General features: G+C 56.6%; 14 protein-coding genes and 3 pseudogenes. 9 read left to right on the top strand and 8 right to left on the bottom strand.

Translation table 11 applies throughout. The features are described 5' to 3' along the window. Positions 1-63: 63 nt before the first annotated feature. The 5 genes from carB to carA all read right to left on the bottom strand — a co-directional run bounded on the left by carB (position 64) and on the right by carA (position 6,451). Positions 64-3,399, bottom strand: coding sequence for a carbamoyl-phosphate synthase large subunit (gene carB, locus C8024_RS15875; RefSeq protein ID WP_173206914.1), 3,336 nt, complete (start codon positions 3,397-3,399; stop codon positions 64-66). Then, complete coding sequence (locus C8024_RS15870) at positions 3,400-3,930, bottom strand: hypothetical protein (RefSeq protein ID WP_173206897.1); 531 nt, start codon at positions 3,928-3,930, stop codon at positions 3,400-3,402. A 172-nt stretch (positions 3,931-4,102) separates the two neighbouring features. Next, positions 4,103-4,480: a ribonuclease E inhibitor RraB gene (locus C8024_RS15865; protein ID WP_173206895.1), complete on the bottom strand. Its 378-nt coding sequence runs from the start codon at positions 4,478-4,480 to the stop codon at positions 4,103-4,105. 124 nt (positions 4,481-4,604) lie between these two features. After that, a complete protein-coding gene (locus tag C8024_RS15860; protein ID WP_173206892.1) occupies positions 4,605-5,237 on the bottom strand; it encodes a hypothetical protein in 633 nt (210 codons plus the stop codon). Positions 5,238-5,257: 20 nt separating this feature from the next. Continuing rightward, positions 5,258-6,451: a glutamine-hydrolyzing carbamoyl-phosphate synthase small subunit gene (gene carA / locus C8024_RS15855; protein ID WP_173206890.1), complete on the bottom strand. Its 1,194-nt coding sequence runs from the start codon at positions 6,449-6,451 to the stop codon at positions 5,258-5,260. A gap of 133 nt (positions 6,452-6,584) precedes the next feature. Here carA and C8024_RS15850 point away from each other — a divergent pair, with 133 nt between their 5' ends. The 7 genes and pseudogenes from C8024_RS15850 (at position 6,585) to C8024_RS15820 (ending at position 14,329) form a co-directional block, all read left to right on the top strand. After that, on the top strand, positions 6,585-7,037 hold the full coding sequence (locus C8024_RS15850) for a GatB/YqeY domain-containing protein (protein ID WP_100095713.1): 453 nt from the start codon (positions 6,585-6,587) through the stop codon (positions 7,035-7,037). Between the two features lie 54 nt (positions 7,038-7,091). After that, entirely contained in the window at positions 7,092-7,481 is a 390-nt protein-coding gene (locus C8024_RS15845; protein WP_173206878.1) for a DUF559 domain-containing protein, read from the top strand. Next, entirely contained in the window at positions 7,478-9,346 is a 1,869-nt protein-coding gene (dnaG, locus tag C8024_RS15840; protein ID WP_173206875.1) for a DNA primase, read from the top strand. The genes C8024_RS15845 and dnaG overlap by 4 nt, the downstream gene beginning before the upstream one ends. A 24-nt stretch (positions 9,347-9,370) precedes the next feature. Beyond that, positions 9,371-11,382, top strand: a pseudogene (gene rpoD, locus C8024_RS15835) (RNA polymerase sigma factor RpoD). Between the two features lie 253 nt (positions 11,383-11,635). After that, complete coding sequence (locus tag C8024_RS15830) at positions 11,636-12,214, top strand: hypothetical protein (RefSeq protein WP_173206872.1); 579 nt, start codon at positions 11,636-11,638, stop codon at positions 12,212-12,214. Positions 12,215-12,288: 74 nt separating this feature from the next. Continuing rightward, the gene (locus C8024_RS15825; RefSeq protein ID WP_100094994.1) at positions 12,289-13,134 is read left to right on the top strand and encodes a MoxR family ATPase; all 846 of its coding nucleotides are present in this window, start codon (positions 12,289-12,291) and stop codon (positions 13,132-13,134) included. Between the two features lie 15 nt (positions 13,135-13,149). Further along, a pseudogene (locus C8024_RS15820) lies at positions 13,150-14,329 on the top strand (VWA domain-containing protein). Between the two features lie 3 nt (positions 14,330-14,332). Here C8024_RS15820 and C8024_RS15815 read toward each other — a convergent pair. The 3 genes from C8024_RS15815 to C8024_RS15805 are packed head-to-tail and all read right to left on the bottom strand — an operon-like array spanning position 14,333 to position 16,435. Beyond that, positions 14,333-14,635, bottom strand: coding sequence for a hypothetical protein (locus C8024_RS15815; RefSeq protein ID WP_100094996.1), 303 nt, complete (start codon positions 14,633-14,635; stop codon positions 14,333-14,335). Positions 14,636-14,693: 58 nt separating this feature from the next. Continuing rightward, on the bottom strand, positions 14,694-15,890 hold the full coding sequence (locus C8024_RS15810; RefSeq protein WP_173206869.1) for an exo-beta-N-acetylmuramidase NamZ domain-containing protein: 1,197 nt from the start codon (positions 15,888-15,890) through the stop codon (positions 14,694-14,696). Next, on the bottom strand, positions 15,890-16,435 hold the full coding sequence (locus C8024_RS15805) for a DOMON-like domain-containing protein (RefSeq protein ID WP_173206866.1): 546 nt from the start codon (positions 16,433-16,435) through the stop codon (positions 15,890-15,892). The genes C8024_RS15810 and C8024_RS15805 overlap by 1 nt, the downstream gene beginning before the upstream one ends. A gap of 38 nt (positions 16,436-16,473) precedes the next feature. Here C8024_RS15805 and tyrS point away from each other — a divergent pair. Then, positions 16,474-17,701: pseudogene (gene tyrS / locus C8024_RS15800) on the top strand (tyrosine--tRNA ligase). Positions 17,702-17,832: 131 nt separating this feature from the next. Further along, positions 17,833-18,105: a PilZ domain-containing protein gene (locus C8024_RS15795; RefSeq protein WP_173206863.1), complete on the top strand. Its 273-nt coding sequence runs from the start codon at positions 17,833-17,835 to the stop codon at positions 18,103-18,105.

The raw sequence follows: 18,105 nt of genomic DNA, 5'->3' as shown, positions 1-18,105 counted from the left end.
AAAAACAGTTTTCCGGCGCCCCTCCCTGGAAGAGCGCCCGCAGTGTGACAAAATGTCGGAAAATTAAGTCTGCGAAGCCTTATAATAGGACTGAAGCGCGCGAACTTCAAGAGTCTGATCGCGCAAGGCCTCAATCGCCTGCATCACGGCGTTGCTCGCGGTTGCGGTTGTATAGATCGGAATCTTGCCAACCAGCGCCGCCGCCCGGATCGATTTGGAATCCTTGGTCGACTGCCAGCCTTCGGTGGTGTTGAAGATCAGGTTGATATCCCCGTCCTTGATCCGGTCGACAATATGCGGACGCCCTTCGGCCACCTTGTTGACTTTCTCGACCGTGATGCCGCGTTCCGCCAGATAGGCAGCGGTCCCGGACGTGGCGATCAGCTTGAAGCCCAGCTTCTCGGCCAGACGCGCCGCCGGTTCGATCACCTTCTTGTCGGTTTCCTTGACCGAGATGAAGATCGTGCCGCTATCGGGCAGCCGCGTATTGGCGCCGAGCTGCGACTTGGCAAAGGCAATCGGGAAGCTCTGGTCGATGCCCATCACTTCGCCGGTCGATTTCATTTCCGGTGACAGCACCGGATCGATGCCGGGGAAACGGTTGAACGGGAAGACCGCCTCTTTCACCGCGATATAATCGATATGCCGGTTGATCTTCGGCAGGTCCTTCAATTTCTCTCCCGCCATGACGCGCGAGGCGATCTTGGCAATCGGCACGCCGATCGCCTTGGCGACAAAGGGCACGGTCCGGCTGGCGCGGGGATTGACCTCGATCAGATAGACCTCGCCGTCCTTGACCGCGAACTGGATGTTCATCAGGCCGCGAACCTTCAGGCCGAAAGCCAGGGCCTCGGTCTGCCGCTCCATTTCGGCGATAATATCGTCGGGCAGGCTGTATGGCGGGATCGTGCAGGCGCTGTCGCCAGAATGGACGCCGGCCTCTTCGATATGCTGCAGCACGCCGCAGACCACGACATCATCGCCATCGCAAATCGCGTCGACATCGACCTCGATCGCGTCGCGCAGATACTGGTCGACCAGCACCGGCTGATCCCCCGATACCTGCACCGCGGTGTTGATATAATCTTCCAGCTGCGCGGGACCGTCGACGATTTCCATCGCCCGGCCACCCAGCACGAAGCTTGGCCGGATCAGCACGGGATAGCCGATGCGCTCGGCGATTTTCACCGCTTCGTCGCGGGTCCGGGCCATGCCGTTTTCCGGCTGTTTCAGCTTCAGCTTGTTGACCAGCTTGGCAAAACGCTCGCGGTCTTCGGCCAGATCGATCGCATCCGGCGAGGTCCCGAGGATCGGAATGCCCGCGTCTTCCAGCGCCTGCGCCAGCTTCAACGGGGTCTGGCCGCCAAATTGCACAACCACGCCGACCAGTTCGCCCGACTGTTGCTCGACGTGCAGGATTTCCAGCACATCCTCGGCGGTCAGCGGCTCGAAATAGAGTCGGTCGGACGTGTCATAGTCGGTGGAGACGGTTTCCGGGTTGCAGTTGACCATAATCGTTTCGAAACCGGCGTCCGACAAAGCGAAACAGGCGTGGCAACAGCAATAGTCAAACTCGATCCCCTGCCCGATCCGGTTCGGTCCGCCGCCGAGGATGACGATTTTCTTGCGATCCGACGGTTGCGCCTCGCATTCCGGCTCGCCGAAAATCGGCGCTTCGTAGGTCGAATACATATAGGGCGTCTTGGCCTCGAATTCCGCCGCGCAGGTGTCGATCCGCTTGAACACCGGACGGACGCCCAGCTTGTGGCGCAAGGCCCGCACTTCGGCTTCGGTCGTCGCACCGGCCATGGCGGCCAGCGCGTCATGGACCAGCCCGTGGCCTTCGGCGACCGCGCGCCCGGTACCACCAGCGACATGAACCGAATCAATCGCCAGCTTGGCCAGCCGCTCGTCGGAAAAGCCCATGGATTTCAGCTTGCGCAGGCCCTGCGCGTCATTGGGCAGACCATTGTCCATGATCGCCTGCTCGGCATCGATGATTTCGCGGATCCGCGACAGGAACCAGGGATCGAAACCGGCGATATCGTGGATATCCTGATTGGAAAAACCTTCGCGCATCGCCTGGGCGGCGACGAGAAGGCGATCCGGCGTGGCCCGCGCCAGGGCTGCGGCAATATCTTCCCGCGGCGCGCCGATCAGTTCCTGTACCCGGTTGAAACCGTCGAGACCGGTTTCCAGACCGCGCAGCGCTTTCTGCATGGATTCGTGGATATTGCGGCCGATCGCCATGACTTCGCCGACCGACTTCATCGCGGTGGAAAGCAGCGGCTCCGCGCCCTTGAACTTTTCAAAGGCAAAGCGCGGGATCTTGGTGACGATATAGTCGATCGTCGGTTCGAACGACGCGGGGGTGGCGCCGGTAATGTCATTGTCGATCTCGTCGAGCGTATAGCCGACCGCCAGCTTCGCGGCGACGCTGGCAATCGGGAAGCCGGTCGCCTTGGACGCCAGTGCCGAGGACCGCGACACGCGCGGGTTCATCTCGATAACCACCAGCCGACCATCCTTCGGATTGACCGCGAACTGCACGTTGGAACCGCCGGTTTCGACGCCGATTTCACGCAGCACTGCGATGCTGGCGTTGCGCATGATCTGATATTCCTTGTCGGTCAGGGTCAGCGCCGGGGCCACGGTGATGCTGTCGCCGGTGTGCACGCCCATCGGATCGACATTCTCGATCGAGCAGATGATGATGCAATTGTCGGCCCGGTCGCGGACGACCTCCATCTCATATTCTTTCCAGCCGATCAGCGATTCATCAATCAACACCTCGTTGGTCGGCGAGGCCTCCAGCGATGTCTTCACGAAATGGACGAATTCCTCGCGGTTATAGGCAACCCCGCCGCCGGTGCCGCCCATGGTGAAGCTTGGCCGCATGATCGCCGGCAGACCGATATCCTCGAGGATTTCCATCGCCTGTTCTTCGCTATGCGCAACAGCGCTGCGCGGGCTTTCCAGACCGATCTTGTCCATCGCCGCCTTGAACTTCTCGCGGTCCTCGGCCTTGTCGATGGCTTCGGCATCAGCACCAATCATCTCGACGCCATATTTCTCCAGCACGCCCATCTTGTTGAGCGAGAGCGCCGTGTTCAGCGCCGTCTGCCCGCCCATGGTCGGCAGGATCGCGTCCGGCCGTTCCTTCTCGATGATCTTCTCGACAATTTCCGGCGTGATCGGCTCGATATAGGTCGCGTCCGCCATTTCCGGATCGGTCATGATCGTCGCCGGGTTGGAGTTGACCAGGATGATCCGGTAACCCTCTTCCTTCAGCGCCTTGCACGCTTGGGTGCCGCTATAGTCAAATTCACAAGCCTGGCCGATAATAATCGGGCCAGCGCCGATGATGAGGATGGATTTTATGTCAGTTCTTTTGGGCATTTATCCCGATCCTAGCAATAGATTGACAAGGCGCTTCGCAAGTTCACCAACAGCGCCTCCTGTGAATTTTTCAGAAAGAAATTTAAGTGTAGGCAAGATAAGGCCTTGAAGCCTTGAAACTCGCACAGCACCGGATTGCATGAGAGTCGATGCTGCACTGATTTCAGCCTTTATGGGCTCCATGCTCGTGCCGAGTTCTTCTGCTGCAGAATTACTTCTGTCTAACTCAACACCTAGCTCCGCAAATCCCGAAATTAGATCAGAATAAAGCGTCGGATCACTTATCCGAGACAATATTACGTCTGCATCTGGAGATGGGACATAATCTTCAACTCGAATACCTCGTTCCTCGATAAGCGATTCAGCTGCTTCAATTCCGTGGTCGGTTAATGCATACAAATCAGTTCGGAGTGTATCGGAGCCACCTTGTTCTATTAATTTATCAGCAATCAATCGATTTAGTGCTCGTTCTACGAATGCTCCGGATGCTTCCTCCGGCAGACCATTCTGCATCGCTGGAATATCAACCAAAAGGTTTCATGGTTAGAGGTAAGCATGTAGTCGTAGAGAACAAGAAGAATGCTGTTCTTTACCGTCTCAATTCGAACAGCCATGTGCTAAACCCACGCCTCCCACCACTTATCGGTTAGCTTAGAACTAACCTGTAGGTAAGCTGAGACTTCGGAACGATGCAAAAACCCCATCACGCCGGATTCTCGTCAGAAATCTCGCCATTTTCGTTGCAGGCAAAGCAGCCCCAACCATCATGGTCGATATCATATTCGCTTTCGATCTCGAGGCATTTGCGGGTTAGCTCGCGGATCGTCTCGCGCTTTGTGTCGAGGTCGATCTGTAACTCGATCACCCACTCGCCATCCTCGTTGGAGACCAGAGCCGAGCGAAAGCCCCATTTGGCCGCATCATTCTTCAGCTTGTTGAGATCGGAGACGGCGCCGACAAATTGCACGTTAATTTCGCGCACAACATGCGACAAATCGCCACCCGCTGCCATATTTTGCAGGATTTCGTCATCAATTGCCCATTCTTCGGCAAGATGTGCAGGATCAATCGGTCCGCTCATTGAAATTCCTCCGCCGACTTACAGCTTCTATTATTTATCGAAAAGTCGCAGGTACGTGCCTGCCCAATATGGACCGGGCTGGCACCAATGAGTGGAATGAGAGAGATTAGTAATCTTTTTACCATCACCCGACCAACGCGACGAACAACGCAATAAGGAGTGAACTAACTCCTGCAATATGACTGGCTCGCTCGCATAACTCCCACACCAAAGAGGGTTGCGGAACAGGTGCTTCGCTCAATATGAGAGCACATTCTAGATACGCCTTGGCCTGAGCTACATCAGAGTTGGGAAGTCCAATCTCATCGAGCTTAGAATATGCTTTCCGTATGAAAGCTGTCACCATCGTTTGATATGAAAGCTGCTGAAAGTTTCGAACGAAATCATGTTGGCCTATCATGCCGCCAAAGCCATCGAGTTGATTCTCAAGGTCTTGAGTAGCATGGATAGAAGGGTCGCCTGAAACCAATATCTGAAATCGATCTTCAAGTTTCTTCATCAAATCTTTATCACCGTACTCCTTCGCCGCGCTAAGACAATCTTTCCAGTGCTGCCCAACATAAGCCATTCCATCGGGGGTGATTTCCAAGTCGCCAGTTGTCAACAATGTCGTAGTTGAAAGCGATTCACAAAATGAAGCAACATCGTCCACATCCAAATTATAATCGGCCGCGATCGTTTCGGGACGAATTGCCGAATGCAAGTCTATGTCAGCAATTTTTCTGGAGAATGCGTCCGCTAAGATGAACAATTCCATATCATGTCGTTTGGATATCTTCACCTCAACCCCCCGACAAATTTCTCGAACAGATAGAAACTGTCCTGCGGGCCGGGGCTCGCTTCGGGGTGATATTGGACGCCGAAGGCGCGTTTGCCGATGATCTCGATGCCGCAGTTGCTGCCGTCGAACAGGCTCTTGTGGGTCTCGTGAATATTGTCGGGCAAGCTGTCACCGTCCACCGCGAAACCGTGGTTCATGCTGGTGATCTCGACCAGCCCTTCGGTCTCGGCCCAGCCGCCGCCGATCCGCTGCACCGGATGATTAGCGCCGCGATGGCCCTGGTGCATCTTGACCGTCTTGGCGCCCGCAGCGAGCGCGAGCATCTGGTGACCAAGGCAGATGCCGAACAGTGGCATATCCGCTTCCAGCAACTGTTGGATAACCGGAACCGCATAAGAGCCGGTTGCCGCCGGATCGCCGGGGCCGTTGGACAGAAATACGCCGGCAGGCTTCAACGCCATGATTTCATCAAAGGAAGTTTCAGCAGGAACTACAGTGACTTTTGCGCCAGCCTTCACAAGATTTCTGAAGATATTCCGCTTCGCACCATAATCAATAGCCACCACATGCGGACGCGACGAAGATGCTTCCAAGTCTTCCAATGGCGCATAGCCATGACCGAGCCGCCACGCTCCGCCCTTGTCCCATAAATGCGTCTGGTGCCCGGTCACTTCCTTGGCCAGATCCAGGCCTTCCAGCCCCGGCCAGGCCCGCGCCTTGGCGAGCAGTTCGTCAATATCAAACTGGCCTTCGGGATCATGAGCGATCACCGCATTGGGCGCGCCGGCTTCCCGGATCCGCCGGGTCAAAGCCCTTGTATCGACACCGGAAATGCCGATCCGGCCCTGCTCTGACATCCACTGGTCAAACGGCTTCTGGTCGCGGAAATTGGACGGTGCGGTGATATCCTCGCGAACAATGCAGCCCAGGGCATGCGGGCTGTCCGCCTCGATGTCCTCGTCGTTAGTCCCGGTGTTACCGATATGCGGAAAGGTGAAGGTCACGATTTGCCCGGCATAGCTGGGGTCGGTCATCACTTCCTGATAGCCGGTCATCGCGGTGTTGAAGCAGACTTCACCGACCGCAGAGCCGGTTGCGCCAAAGCCCCTGCCCCAGATGATCGTGCCATCGGCCAATACCAATATCCCTGTTGCACCCTCGGGAGCGGCGGGATTATGGGCATGGGTCATGGGCTGTTCCTTTGGGTCCGTCATAGGCGCAAAATTTCATGGGACCTAGGGCCAGATTTCTGGCGTCACAATCTATGAAAAATATTATGTTCCCGCTATGGTGGTCGCTTATTCCAAAAATATGAGGGACGCCATGATTCGCGAGACCGTGAAAGCCGCGCAAATTGCCGCCATGAAGGCCGGTGACAAGGATCGCACCGCCGCGACACGCAGCATATTGGCGAAGATCAAGGACAAGGACATCGAACTGCGCACCAAGGATGCCGCAGTGGACGATGACGCGATGGTCACCGATGTCCTGCAGAAAATGGCCAAGCAGCGCCGCGAATCGATCGCCATGTTCGAAAGCGGCGGCCGCACCGAACTCGCCGCTGCCGAGAAACAGGAACTCGCCGTGATCGAGGAATTCCTCCCCGCGCAACTGAGCGAGGAAGAAACCGCCGCGCTGATCGCCGGCATCAAGACCGAACTCGGCGCCGACAGCATGAAAGACATGGGCCGCGTGATGGGCGAACTGAAGAAGCGCCATGGCACCGAAATCGACATGAGCAAGGCCAGCGCGCTGGTGAAGGCGGCTTTGAGCTGAAAATCCCCCTCCCGCCTGCGGGAGGGGTTAGGGGTGGGACTGAAAAGAAAAACAGTGGTAGTTTTCAAACCAAGAAATACCGACCGCGCCAAATCCCTGCGCAATACAGCCACACCGGCTGAACGAAAGCTCTGGAAATATTTGTCGAAACGGCAGCTTGGTGGACGAAAATTCAGCCGACAGATGCCCGTTGGCCCCTATTATGCTGACTTCCTGTGCCGCGAGCTGGGATTGATCATTGAAATTGACGGATATTCGCATGAGACGCAGCAAGCCTATGATGCGAAGCGAACAAGGGATCTTGTCGCGCACGGGTATAAGGTCATTCGATTCACAAATGATGATGTTTTGAGCAATGTTGAGGGTGTTGTTGGGCGGATTGAGCAAGTCTTGGCTGATATGCCCACCCCTAACCCCTCCCGCAGGCGGGAGGGGGATTTATGACCCTCACCCCGCAATGGCTGGAAGAACTGCGCTCGCGTGTCACGCTGTCGACGCTGATCGGGCGCACGGTCAAGATCCAGAAGGCGGGTCGCGAATATAAGGCCTGCTGCCCGTTCCATAACGAGAAATCGCCCAGTTTCACGATCAACGACGAAAAGGGCTTCTACCATTGCTTCGGTTGCGGCGCCCATGGCGACGCGATCAGCTGGATGACCGAGCAGCGCGGGCTGGGCTTCATGGACGCGGTCAAGGATCTCGCCGCCGAGGCGCAGATGGAAGTCCCTGCCCCCGATCCCCGCGCGGCGCAGCGGCAGGAGGTCCGCGCCACGCTGCATGACGTGATGGCGGCGGCGCAGGACTGGTTTGTCGAACAATTCAACAGCACCGAGGGCGCGGCGGCGCGGGACTATCTGAAAAACCGCGGCATTTCGGAAAGCACGATCCGTGAATTCGGCTTCGGCTTTGCCCCCAATTCGCGCGGACGGCTCAAGGACGCCCTGTCGAAACATGGCGTGGACCGGCTGGTCGAGGCGGGTCTGCTGATCAAGGTCGATGACAAGGAGCCCTATGACCGGTTCCGCGGCCGGCTGATGATCCCGATCCGCGATCCGCGCGGCCGAGTGATCGCCTTCGGTGGCCGGATATTGGGCGATGGCGAGCCGAAATATCTCAACAGCCCCGACACGCCTTTGTTTGACAAGGGCCGGACGCTTTACAATCTGGACAAGGCTTCGCCGGCCTCTCGCCAGACCGGCCGGATATTGGTGGTCGAAGGCTATATGGATGCGATTGCACTGGCTCAGGCCGGCTTCAAAGACGTGGTTGCGCCGCTCGGCACGGCGCTGACCGAGCATCAGATCGAGCGGATCTGGAAAATGGTCGAGGCCCCGATCCTCTGCTTTGACGGCGATAATGCGGGTCAGAAAGCGGCGATGCGCGCAGCCGTGCGCGCCCTGCCCATCTTACGCCCATCGCACAGCCTGAATTTCATTTCGCTGCCCGCCGGACAGGATCCCGACGATCTGATCCGGGCCGAGGGTGCCCATGCCTTTGCTGCCCTCATCGCCAGGCCGCAGATGCTCGACGAGAAGATCTGGCAAGTCGAATATGACGCAGAACCGCTCAACTCGCCCGAAACCAAGGCGGGTCTAAAGAAACGGCTGTTTGACCATGTCCGCGATATCGCCGATCAGGATATCGCCCAGCATTACCGGCAAGTATTCAACGAACGCTACCAGTCGACCTTTTTTGCCCGGACGGACAATCGTTCCGAAGGCCGGCGCCCGCAAAATTCGAACCGCAAGTTCCCGTCGAAATTTGTCTCCTACAAGCCGACGGATGATACAAAATCCTTCCTGATCGAAGGCTATGACCTGCAGATTGCGAAAGGCATATTGGGCGGCCTGATCCGGCATCCGTGCCGGATTTCCAGCCATTTCGAGGAGCTCAGCGCGATCCGGCTGGCCGATTCGCAGATGCAGTTGCTGCTCGGTGAACTGATCAATGTCGCGATGCGCAAAGAAACGCTTGATATGCAGGGCCTTCTTACCATATTGGAGAAGACAGATTGTTATAATGTCGCAAAAGGGCTGTTACGGGCCGATGCGCTGAATTTCACTTTCAACCGCAAACTGCCAGACGATGCCCCTTCGCTATTGATCGAACGGGCGCATCGGGACTTGGCGGAAGCGATAAAAGTGGTGACGGCGCGTCCCGGACTGGAAGCGGCTCTCGCGGAGGCAACGCGGCGGGTGCAGGATGATCTTACGGAAGAAAGTTATGCCGAACAGCAACGCCTTCGCAAAGCGAAACAGTTATTTCACGAGCGGTTGGTCGAACTGACCCAGATCGACGACGCAATATAGTTTTTAAATTAGGGGCCTGAGCCATTGGCAAGTAAAGCAAAACACACCAAAGCCGAAGACGAACCGTTGATTGATCTCAACGATAGCGCCATCAAGAAATTGATCGCTCAAGGTAAGAAGCGCGGCTATCTGACGATTGACGAGCTGAACGAAGCCCTGCCCCAGGACCAGAACGAGCAGATTGAGGACGTCATGTCCGCGATTTCCGAAATGGGTGTCCGGATTGTCGAGAATGACGAGGAAGCCGCCGAGGAAATGGCCGGCGAAGAAGTCGAATCCATCGACGGCAAGGACAAGGACAAGAAATCCGCTGCTGCCGCTCCGAAAAAGGCGACCGGTGACCGCACCGACGATCCCGTTCGCATGTATCTGCGCGAAATGGGCGCGGTTGAACTGCTCAGCCGCGAGGGCGAGATTGCCATCGCGAAGCGTATCGAGGCCGGCCGCGACACGATGATCTGGGGCCTTTGCGAAAGCCCGACCACGTTCAACGCGATCATCGAATGGTCGACGGCCCTCAACGACGGCGAAATGCAGCTGCGCGAAATTCTCGATCTCGACGCTATGCTCTCCAAGGATCCTGTTCCGGAAAATCTGGAAGAGGCCGAAGACGATGATGATGGCGAAATCAGCGAGAAAACCGCCGGCCCCTCGTTCAAGGATGATGACGAGGTCGAAGACGAGGAATCGGCCGATGGCGAAGATGATGATGAAGCCGAGCTGACCGAACGCCGCACCAAGCGGGTGGTCGAAGAGGAAGAGGAAGACAACACCCTTTCCCTCGCGCAGATGGAAGAAGCGCTGAAACCCGACGCGCTGGAAAAATTCGCGCTGATCACCTCGGTGTTCAAGAAATTCTCCAAATTGCAGACGACCCGGCTGGAATCGCTGGCGGCGGGCAAGGAATTCCCGGCAGCTTCGGAGAAAAATATCACGATTTGCGCGAAGAACTGACCGCTTTGGTCGAAAGCGTGCAATTTCATGCCAATAAAATCGAGTTTCTGGTCGACCAGCTTTACTCGTTCAACCGGCGCCTGACCACGCTTGGCGGGCAGATGCTCCGCCTTGCCGAGCGCCACAAGGTTCCGCGTCGCGCCTTTCTGGAAAGCTATGTCGGCAACGAACTGGACGACAACTGGCTGTCCAGCATGGCAAAAGTCGACAAGAAATGGGCGGCTTTTGTCGAGAAGGAAGCCGATGCGGTTGATCGCATCCGGGCGGAAATCTCCGATATTGCCAATGCCACCGGCACCTCGCTGGTCGAATTCCGCCGGATCGTCAACATGGTCCAGAAGGGCGAGCGCGAAGCGCGTATCGCCAAGAAGGAAATGGTCGAGGCCAATCTCCGTCTGGTGATCTCGATCGCCAAGAAATATACCAACCGCGGCCTGCAATTTCTCGATCTCATCCAGGAAGGCAATATCGGCCTGATGAAAGCGGTCGACAAGTTCGAATATCGCCGCGGTTACAAGTTCAGCACCTATGCCACATGGTGGATTCGCCAGGCGATCACGCGGTCTATTGCCGATCAGGCGCGGACCATCCGTATTCCGGTCCATATGATCGAAACGATCAACAAGCTGGTTCGCACCAGCCGCCAGTTCCTGCACGAACAGGGCCGCGAACCGACACCGGAGGAAATGGCCGAACGCCTTTCCATGCCGCTCGAGAAAGTGCGCAAGGTGATGAAAATCGCCAAGGAGCCGATTTCGCTTGAAACGCCGATCGGTGACGAGGAAGATTCGCACTTGGGTGATTTCATCGAGGACAAGAATGCGATCATTCCGGTGGACGCCGCTATACAGGCCAATCTGAAGGAAACCGTGACTCGCGTATTGGCCAGCCTGACTCCCCGCGAAGAGCGCGTGCTGCGTATGCGCTTCGGGATCGGTATGAACACCGATCACACGCTCGAGGAAGTCGGCCAGCAGTTCAGCGTGACTCGCGAGCGTATCCGGCAGATCGAAGCCAAGGCCTTGCGCAAGCTCAAGCACCCGAGCCGCAGCCGCAAGATGCGCAGTTTTCTCGATCAGTAATATTGGAAACAGGAACCGGCTGCTATGGTTTGCAAATCCCTAACAGCCGGTAAACCTACTCTTTAGGTATCGTTGTTATATTCGAAGACTGACGAGGGTGCTCAACGCATTTTCGCAACCTTATTCGGATATCGGAAACGCGATGCTAGGACAAAATGCACAATTGATGACACAGCCAGGGTTCGCCGGGCAATTCGTTAGTTTTGGCAGCGATTCAGCGCCTTATGTACAGCTTGTCTTGGAGGATTTTTCCGTGCTGTCCGGGGCTGATATCGCCGATATCGTGCATTTCCTGTGCGTTTTGCACGGACGGCATCCGGGCGTAATCGATCATGCGGCGACCAAGACCGTCGATGATGCCGCACGGGAATGGCTGATCCAGGCGACCGACGGCTTTGCCGCCGAACGCGCCTTTCTGACCAAACTGACCGTAGCTGCCGGCCCGATTTCGGGCGTCAGCCTGGATGACCAGAGCAACGCTGCAGTTCTGGGGCAACGCAAGGCGCTGGATATGCTGTCCCAGTCGGAACGCGCGGGATGCGCGATCGGCGCTGCCATCGCACTGGTTGCCGACTGGCATTGCGTCCGAAATATACTGGAACAGATCGCCTTGCGCGTCGGTGTAGAAGCGCGGGCGTCGATCTTGCCGAGCGTTGCGGCGACCACCGAGCTTAACAGCCTGCTGGCGAACACCCCTGCCCTGGAAAGAGCCCTCAATTTCGGGGCGAGCAATTGCTCAACCAGCATCGCGGGCTGTGGCAACTTCTGGAAGCGCGCCGGAACATGCGGCTTTCCCGATAAACCTGGCGGCGGTTTCCGCAAAATTAACTAAATGATTAACTTGCCTGGAAGGGGAGTTTTCCCTATCGCCTTTGCTTTGACGTTCACGGCAAGGAATAGAAAATCATGCGTTTTGACGGTACCAAAGACTATGTTGCAACCGATGATCTGAAGGTTGCTGTCAATGCTGCCATGACCCTCCGCCGCCCTCTGCTGGTCAAGGGTGAACCGGGCACCGGCAAGACGGTACTGGCCTATGAAATCGCCAAGGCGATGGGCACGCCGCTGATCGAATGGAATGTCAAATCCACCACCAAGGCGCATCAGGGTCTTTACGAATATGATGCGGTTGCGCGGCTTCGCGACGGCCAACTGGGCGACGAGCGGGTCCATGATATTTCCAACTATATCCGCAAGGGCAAGCTGTGGGAGGCCTTCACTGCCCCCGAACTGCCCGTGCTGCTGATCGACGAAATCGACAAGGCCGATATCGAGTTTCCGAACGACCTGTTGCAGGAACTCGATCGCATGGAATTCCACGTTTACGAGACCAAGGAAACGGTCAAGGCGACGGAACGTCCGATCGTAATCATCACTTCGAACAACGAGAAGGAACTGCCAGACGCCTTCCTGCGTCGCTGTTTCTTCCACTATATCAAATTCCCGGATCGCGAGACGATGCAGGATATCATCAACGTCCATTTCCCCGACATTCAGGGCATATTGGTCAAGAAGGCGATGGATATTTTCTACGATGTCCGCGACGTTCCCGGCCTCAAGAAAAAGCCAAGCACCAGCGAATTGCTCGATTGGCTGAAGCTGATCCTCAACGAGGACATGCCGCTCGAAGCGCTGCAATCGAACGACAGCAGCAAGGCGATCCCGCCCCTGCACGGCGCGTTGCTCAAGAACGAACAGGACGTGATGCTGTTCGAACGCCTGGCCTTCATGGCGAAACGCGAAGCGCGCTAGGCAAAGGCAGACACGATGTTCTTTAACTTCATGGACGAACTCAGGGCGGCTGGTATTTCAGCGTCGCTCAAGGAACATCTTGTGCTGCTCGAGGCGCTCGAAAAGGACGTTATCCAGCGTAGTCCGGAGGAATTCTATTATCTCTCCCGCGCAACCTTCGTGAAAGACGAAGGCTTGCTCGACCGCTTCGATCAGGTTTTTCAAAGGTCTTTAAAGGCATCGAAACCTCCTACGGCACGGAGGAAGAGGATATCCCGCTCGACTGGCTGAAAGCGGTTGCCGAGAAATATCTTTCCGAAGAGGAAATGGAAAAGATCAAGTCGCTCGGTAGCTGGGACGAGATCATGGAAACGCTGAAAGAGCGGCTCGAGGAACAGCAGAAACGCCACGAGGGCGGCAACAAATGGATCGGCACCGGCGGCACCTCGCCTTATGGCAATTCCGGCTATAATCCAGAAGGCGTCCGGATTGGCGGCGAAGGCGGCCAAAAAAGGCAATCAAGGTCTGGGACAAACGCGAATTCCAGAATCTCGATAACACCAAGCTGCTCGGTACGCGCAATATCAAGGTCGCGCTCCGGCGCCTGCGCAAATTTGCCCGCGAGGGTGCTGCCGACGAGCTCGATATCGACCGGACAATCAATGGCACGGCCAAACAGGGCTGGCTTGACATTCACATGCGCCCGGAACGGCACAATGCGGTGAAGCTGCTATTGTTTCTCGACGTCGGCGGGTCGATGGATCCGTTTATCAAGCTATGCGAGGAGCTGTTCAGCGCGGCGACCACCGAGTTCAAGAATCTCGAATTTTTCTATTTCCACAACTGCCCTTACGAAGGCCTTTGGAAAGACAATCGCCGCCGCTTTTCAGAACGCACCAACACCTGGGATGTGCTCCACAAATATGGTCATGACTATAAGCTGATCTTCGTCGGCGACGCGTCGATGAGCCCCTATGAAATCACCCATCCGGGCGGTTCGGTCGAGCATTTCAACGAGGAAGCCGGCGTGACCTGGATGCAGCGCCTGACCAATACTTACCCTGCTGCGGCCTGGCTCAACCCGGTTCCGGAAAAGCAATGGGGCTATTCCCAAAGCGTCAAGATCATCCGTGAACTGATGAATGACCGGATGTATCCGCTGACGGTCGACGGGCTGAGCGATGCGATGAAAGAATTGACCCGGAAACAGGGCTGAGGCTCAGCCCTCGATTGCGAGCAGGGTCGTTCCGTCATATTTTTCGGCGGCCGGTTCAAAGACGTCCGACTTTTCGAAATGCAGGTCTTCCACGCGCACATCTTTCAGGCCGGAAAGCTTGAAGGTTCCAAGCTTTACCTCCCGCGGCGGTTGCCCGTCTTTTTCCAGCGGAACGGCGTCGACATACATTTCGTCATGGCGCGTATAGAGAATATGCGGCGCCAGCTTGAAGGCCGTATTGTTGTAAGTGGCGGCCACGCATTTTTTGAGCGCGACGCCTTCGAAAAACTCTTTACTCGGTAACATGGCGGCTGATTACCAGATCACGGACCAAATGCAATAAATATGTTGCAGTGCAGCATAGTCAGTAGAGCCAAAATTCCCTCGACGTCGCGGCCCAGGAATTTTCATCCGGAACCGCTATCGCGTCCAGATCATCTGCCGTCGAAGACGAATTCTCGATCCACTCCCGCAACGATGGCCCGCCGTTGATCACATCGAACGCCAGCTTGTCATTTTCATATTCGTAGGGGAAATCGCGCCACAATTCATATCCGTCGTGGAGATTCGAAATCGCCTTCAGCGCTACAGCCTGCAATCGCCAAGGCCGGAAGGCGGCGTGATCATAGCCTGGCCCCTCGGCATGGATCTGCACGCCGTTGCACAGCTGGCCCTGATGTTTGTGGAAGGTCGGTTCGAACCAGATTTCCCGCAAAAGGCAGTCTTCGAGCCATTGCGGTGCGATTCGCTGCATTTCCGCAATCACCGGCCGCGCTTGGATATCCGGCGCGCCGAAAAGCTCCAGCGGCCTGGTCGTCCCCCGCCCTTCGGACAACATCGTCCCTTCCAGCATGACGGTGCCCGCATAGGCGCGGGCCATATTGACATTGGGCGCATTGGGGCTCGGATTGATCCAGATACGGTCCTCGGGCCAGCCATAGCCGGGGCCTTCGGGTTGCCAGCCCTGCATTTCAATGACCCGATAATCGACATCAAGGTCAAAATGGGTGATCATCCAGCGGCCCATTTCGCCCATGGTCAGTCCGTGCCGCATCGGCATGGGCCCTGCGCCGACGAAACTCTCCCATCCGTCTTCCAGCAACGTGCCCTCGACGGGCCTGCCGGCGGGATTGGGCCGGTCCAGCACCCAGACCGTCTTGCCATGCTCGGCAGCGGCTTCCAGCATATAGCGCAAGGTGGTGATAAACGTGTAGATCCGGCAGCCAAGATCCTGAAGGTCGATCAATATTGCGTCGAACGTCGCCATTGATTGCGCAGTCGGCCGTCGCACTTCGCCATAAAGGCTGAACACCGGGATATCGTGGACCGGGTCGTTGAAATCGGGCGACTCGATCATATTGTCCTGCTTGTCACCGCGCAGGCCATGTTGCGGGCCGAAAGCAGCCGTCAGGTTGATATCCTCCAGCGCCGACAGCGCATCCAGACTGTGCACCAGATCGCCTGTTACCGAAGCGGGATGCGCCAGCAAGGCGACCCTTTTCCCTGCCAGAGGCCGGCGCAGGTCCGCGTCCTCGATCAGCCTGTCTATTCCGAATTTCATCAAAGCGCCGCCGCCTCCATTTTGAGCGTAAATCCATCCCGGTGATGGAAATCCGGCCTAGCGGCGGGATGCGCCAAAGCCCAGAGTGATTTCGCTCCATCCTGCATCTCGATAACCGCCGCCAGGCCGGCATCAAGTTCTTTCGCCACCCAGAGATCGGGCAATCCCAACATGGCCTCGAGAGCCACATGGGTATCGCTGAAATCCATGTATATCTCAGGTGCTTCAGACATCGGAAGCGGTCTCATCCCCTCACGATAGCGATCGAAACCATAGGCCGCCCAATTGCCCGAAGGCGAAAAGTTGAACTCGCAATATTGTTCGGCTCCCGGCTCGCCGAGGAAAAGTTCGAAACAGCTATGTTGCCACAGATCATCCGTCCGGCTCGACTGGCCCAGATCGGCTGGCAGGCTGACTTCCTCGACATTTCCCTCTGCGTGATATCGCAGCCAGATCGTGCCGGTCTCCGACATTGACCATTCTACGGTAATATTGTCGATCGCAGACACCGGCGTCTCCGGATGGCTTTGCAAGTTCAAACGCATATTGCGACTTTCGTTGTCCCCATGTAACGCACCAATCCATGACCCATTATCAATCCGATCTGCTGCGTCTACTGAATGATCGCGGCTATATCCACCAGTTAACCGATGCCGAGGCATTGGATTCACTTGCCAGCAAGAGCGTGATTCCCGGCTATATCGGATTTGATGTTACCGCGGATTCGCTGCACGTCGGCAATCTGGTGCAAATCATGCTTCTCCGCCGGCTGCAGCAGGCAGGCCACAAACCGATCGTCCTGATGGGCGGCGGCACCACCAAGGTGGGCGATCCTTCCGGCAAGGACGAGATGCGAAAATTGCTGGATGATGACGGGATTGCGTCAAATTTTGCCAAAATCCGGACCAGTTTCGAGAATTTTTGACATTTGGTGACGGTCCTACTGATGCCGTGATGGTCAACAATAATGACTGGCTGGGCGAGCTGGAATATATTCCGTTCCTGCGCGATATCGGCCGGCACTTCACGATCAACCGGATGCTGACCTTTGATTCCGTCAAACTGCGGCTGGAGCGGGAGCAGCCGCTGACCTTTCTCGAATTCAACTATATGATCCTGCAGGCTTACGACTTTCTTGAATTGTCGCGGCAGCATGGTTGCCAATTGCAGCTTGGCGGGTCTGACCAATGGGGCAATATCGTCAACGGAATCGAGCTTGGCCGGCGGGTAGACGGAGCCGAACTGTTCGGAGTCACCACCCTCTGATCACCAAGGCAGACGGGTCCAAGATGGGTAAATCCGTCGACGGCGCGATCTGGCTGAATGCAGAGCGGCTGTCGCCTTACGATTACTGGCAATTCTGGCGCAACACCGACGATCGCGATGTCGGCAAGTTCATGCGATTGTTCACCGACATCGATCTGGAAGAAATTGCGAGACTGGAAACGCTTCAAGGGTCGGAAATCAACGAAGCCAAGAAAATACTGGCCGATGCCGCCACCGCGATGGCACACGGGGACAGCGCCGCAGCGGATGCCGCCAAGACCGCGCAGCAGACCTTCGAACAAGGCACTGCGGGCGACGATTTGCCTGTTTTCGAAGTGACGGGCGGCGAGATTTCAATTCTCGACGCTCTTGTCGGTATCGGCTTTTGCGCTTCGAAGGGCGAAGCCAAGCGACTGGTTGCCGGCGGTGGCGCCCGGATCGACGACGAGCCGGTTCGGGATGCGGGATCGATGGTTGCTGTGACAGGTGAAGACAGGAAAATTTCTGCCGGCAAGAAAAAGCACGGGTTGCTTCGCCGAGCCTGATCATGCGCGCCCATGAGCGGCCCCTCTCACGCTCATTTACCATTTATTCTTGATCAACCGTTATGGTCGCTATGAACCATATACGGAGCTCGCTGCGAATGACCGGTCTACCACCTCAAACAGCCTCAGATATGCGTCGTGCCACGCGTTTTTCGGTCGATTTTGAGACCATATGCGAATTTCATCCCAATCAGGAAATCCGGGTGCGAATCGCCAATATTTCCGCAAACGGCATGATGCTCGCCGATCCCATCGACATGGAAAAGGGGGACCGGGTGACCGTTCGCCTACCGGTTGCGGGACGTATCGAAGCCTATCTGGTCTGGTCCCATCAAGGGCGCCACGGTTTCAAGTTTGAGCGGGTTATCCGGGAACCGGATTTCTACGCCATGCTGGAAAAATAA

The organism is Sphingopyxis sp. BSNA05 (assembly GCF_013265645.1).
In the GTDB taxonomy this organism is placed as follows: Bacteria; Pseudomonadota; Alphaproteobacteria; order Sphingomonadales; family Sphingomonadaceae; genus Parasphingorhabdus.
Note: the sequence above shows the minus strand (reverse complement) of the source record. Positions and strands in the feature narration are given on the sequence as shown.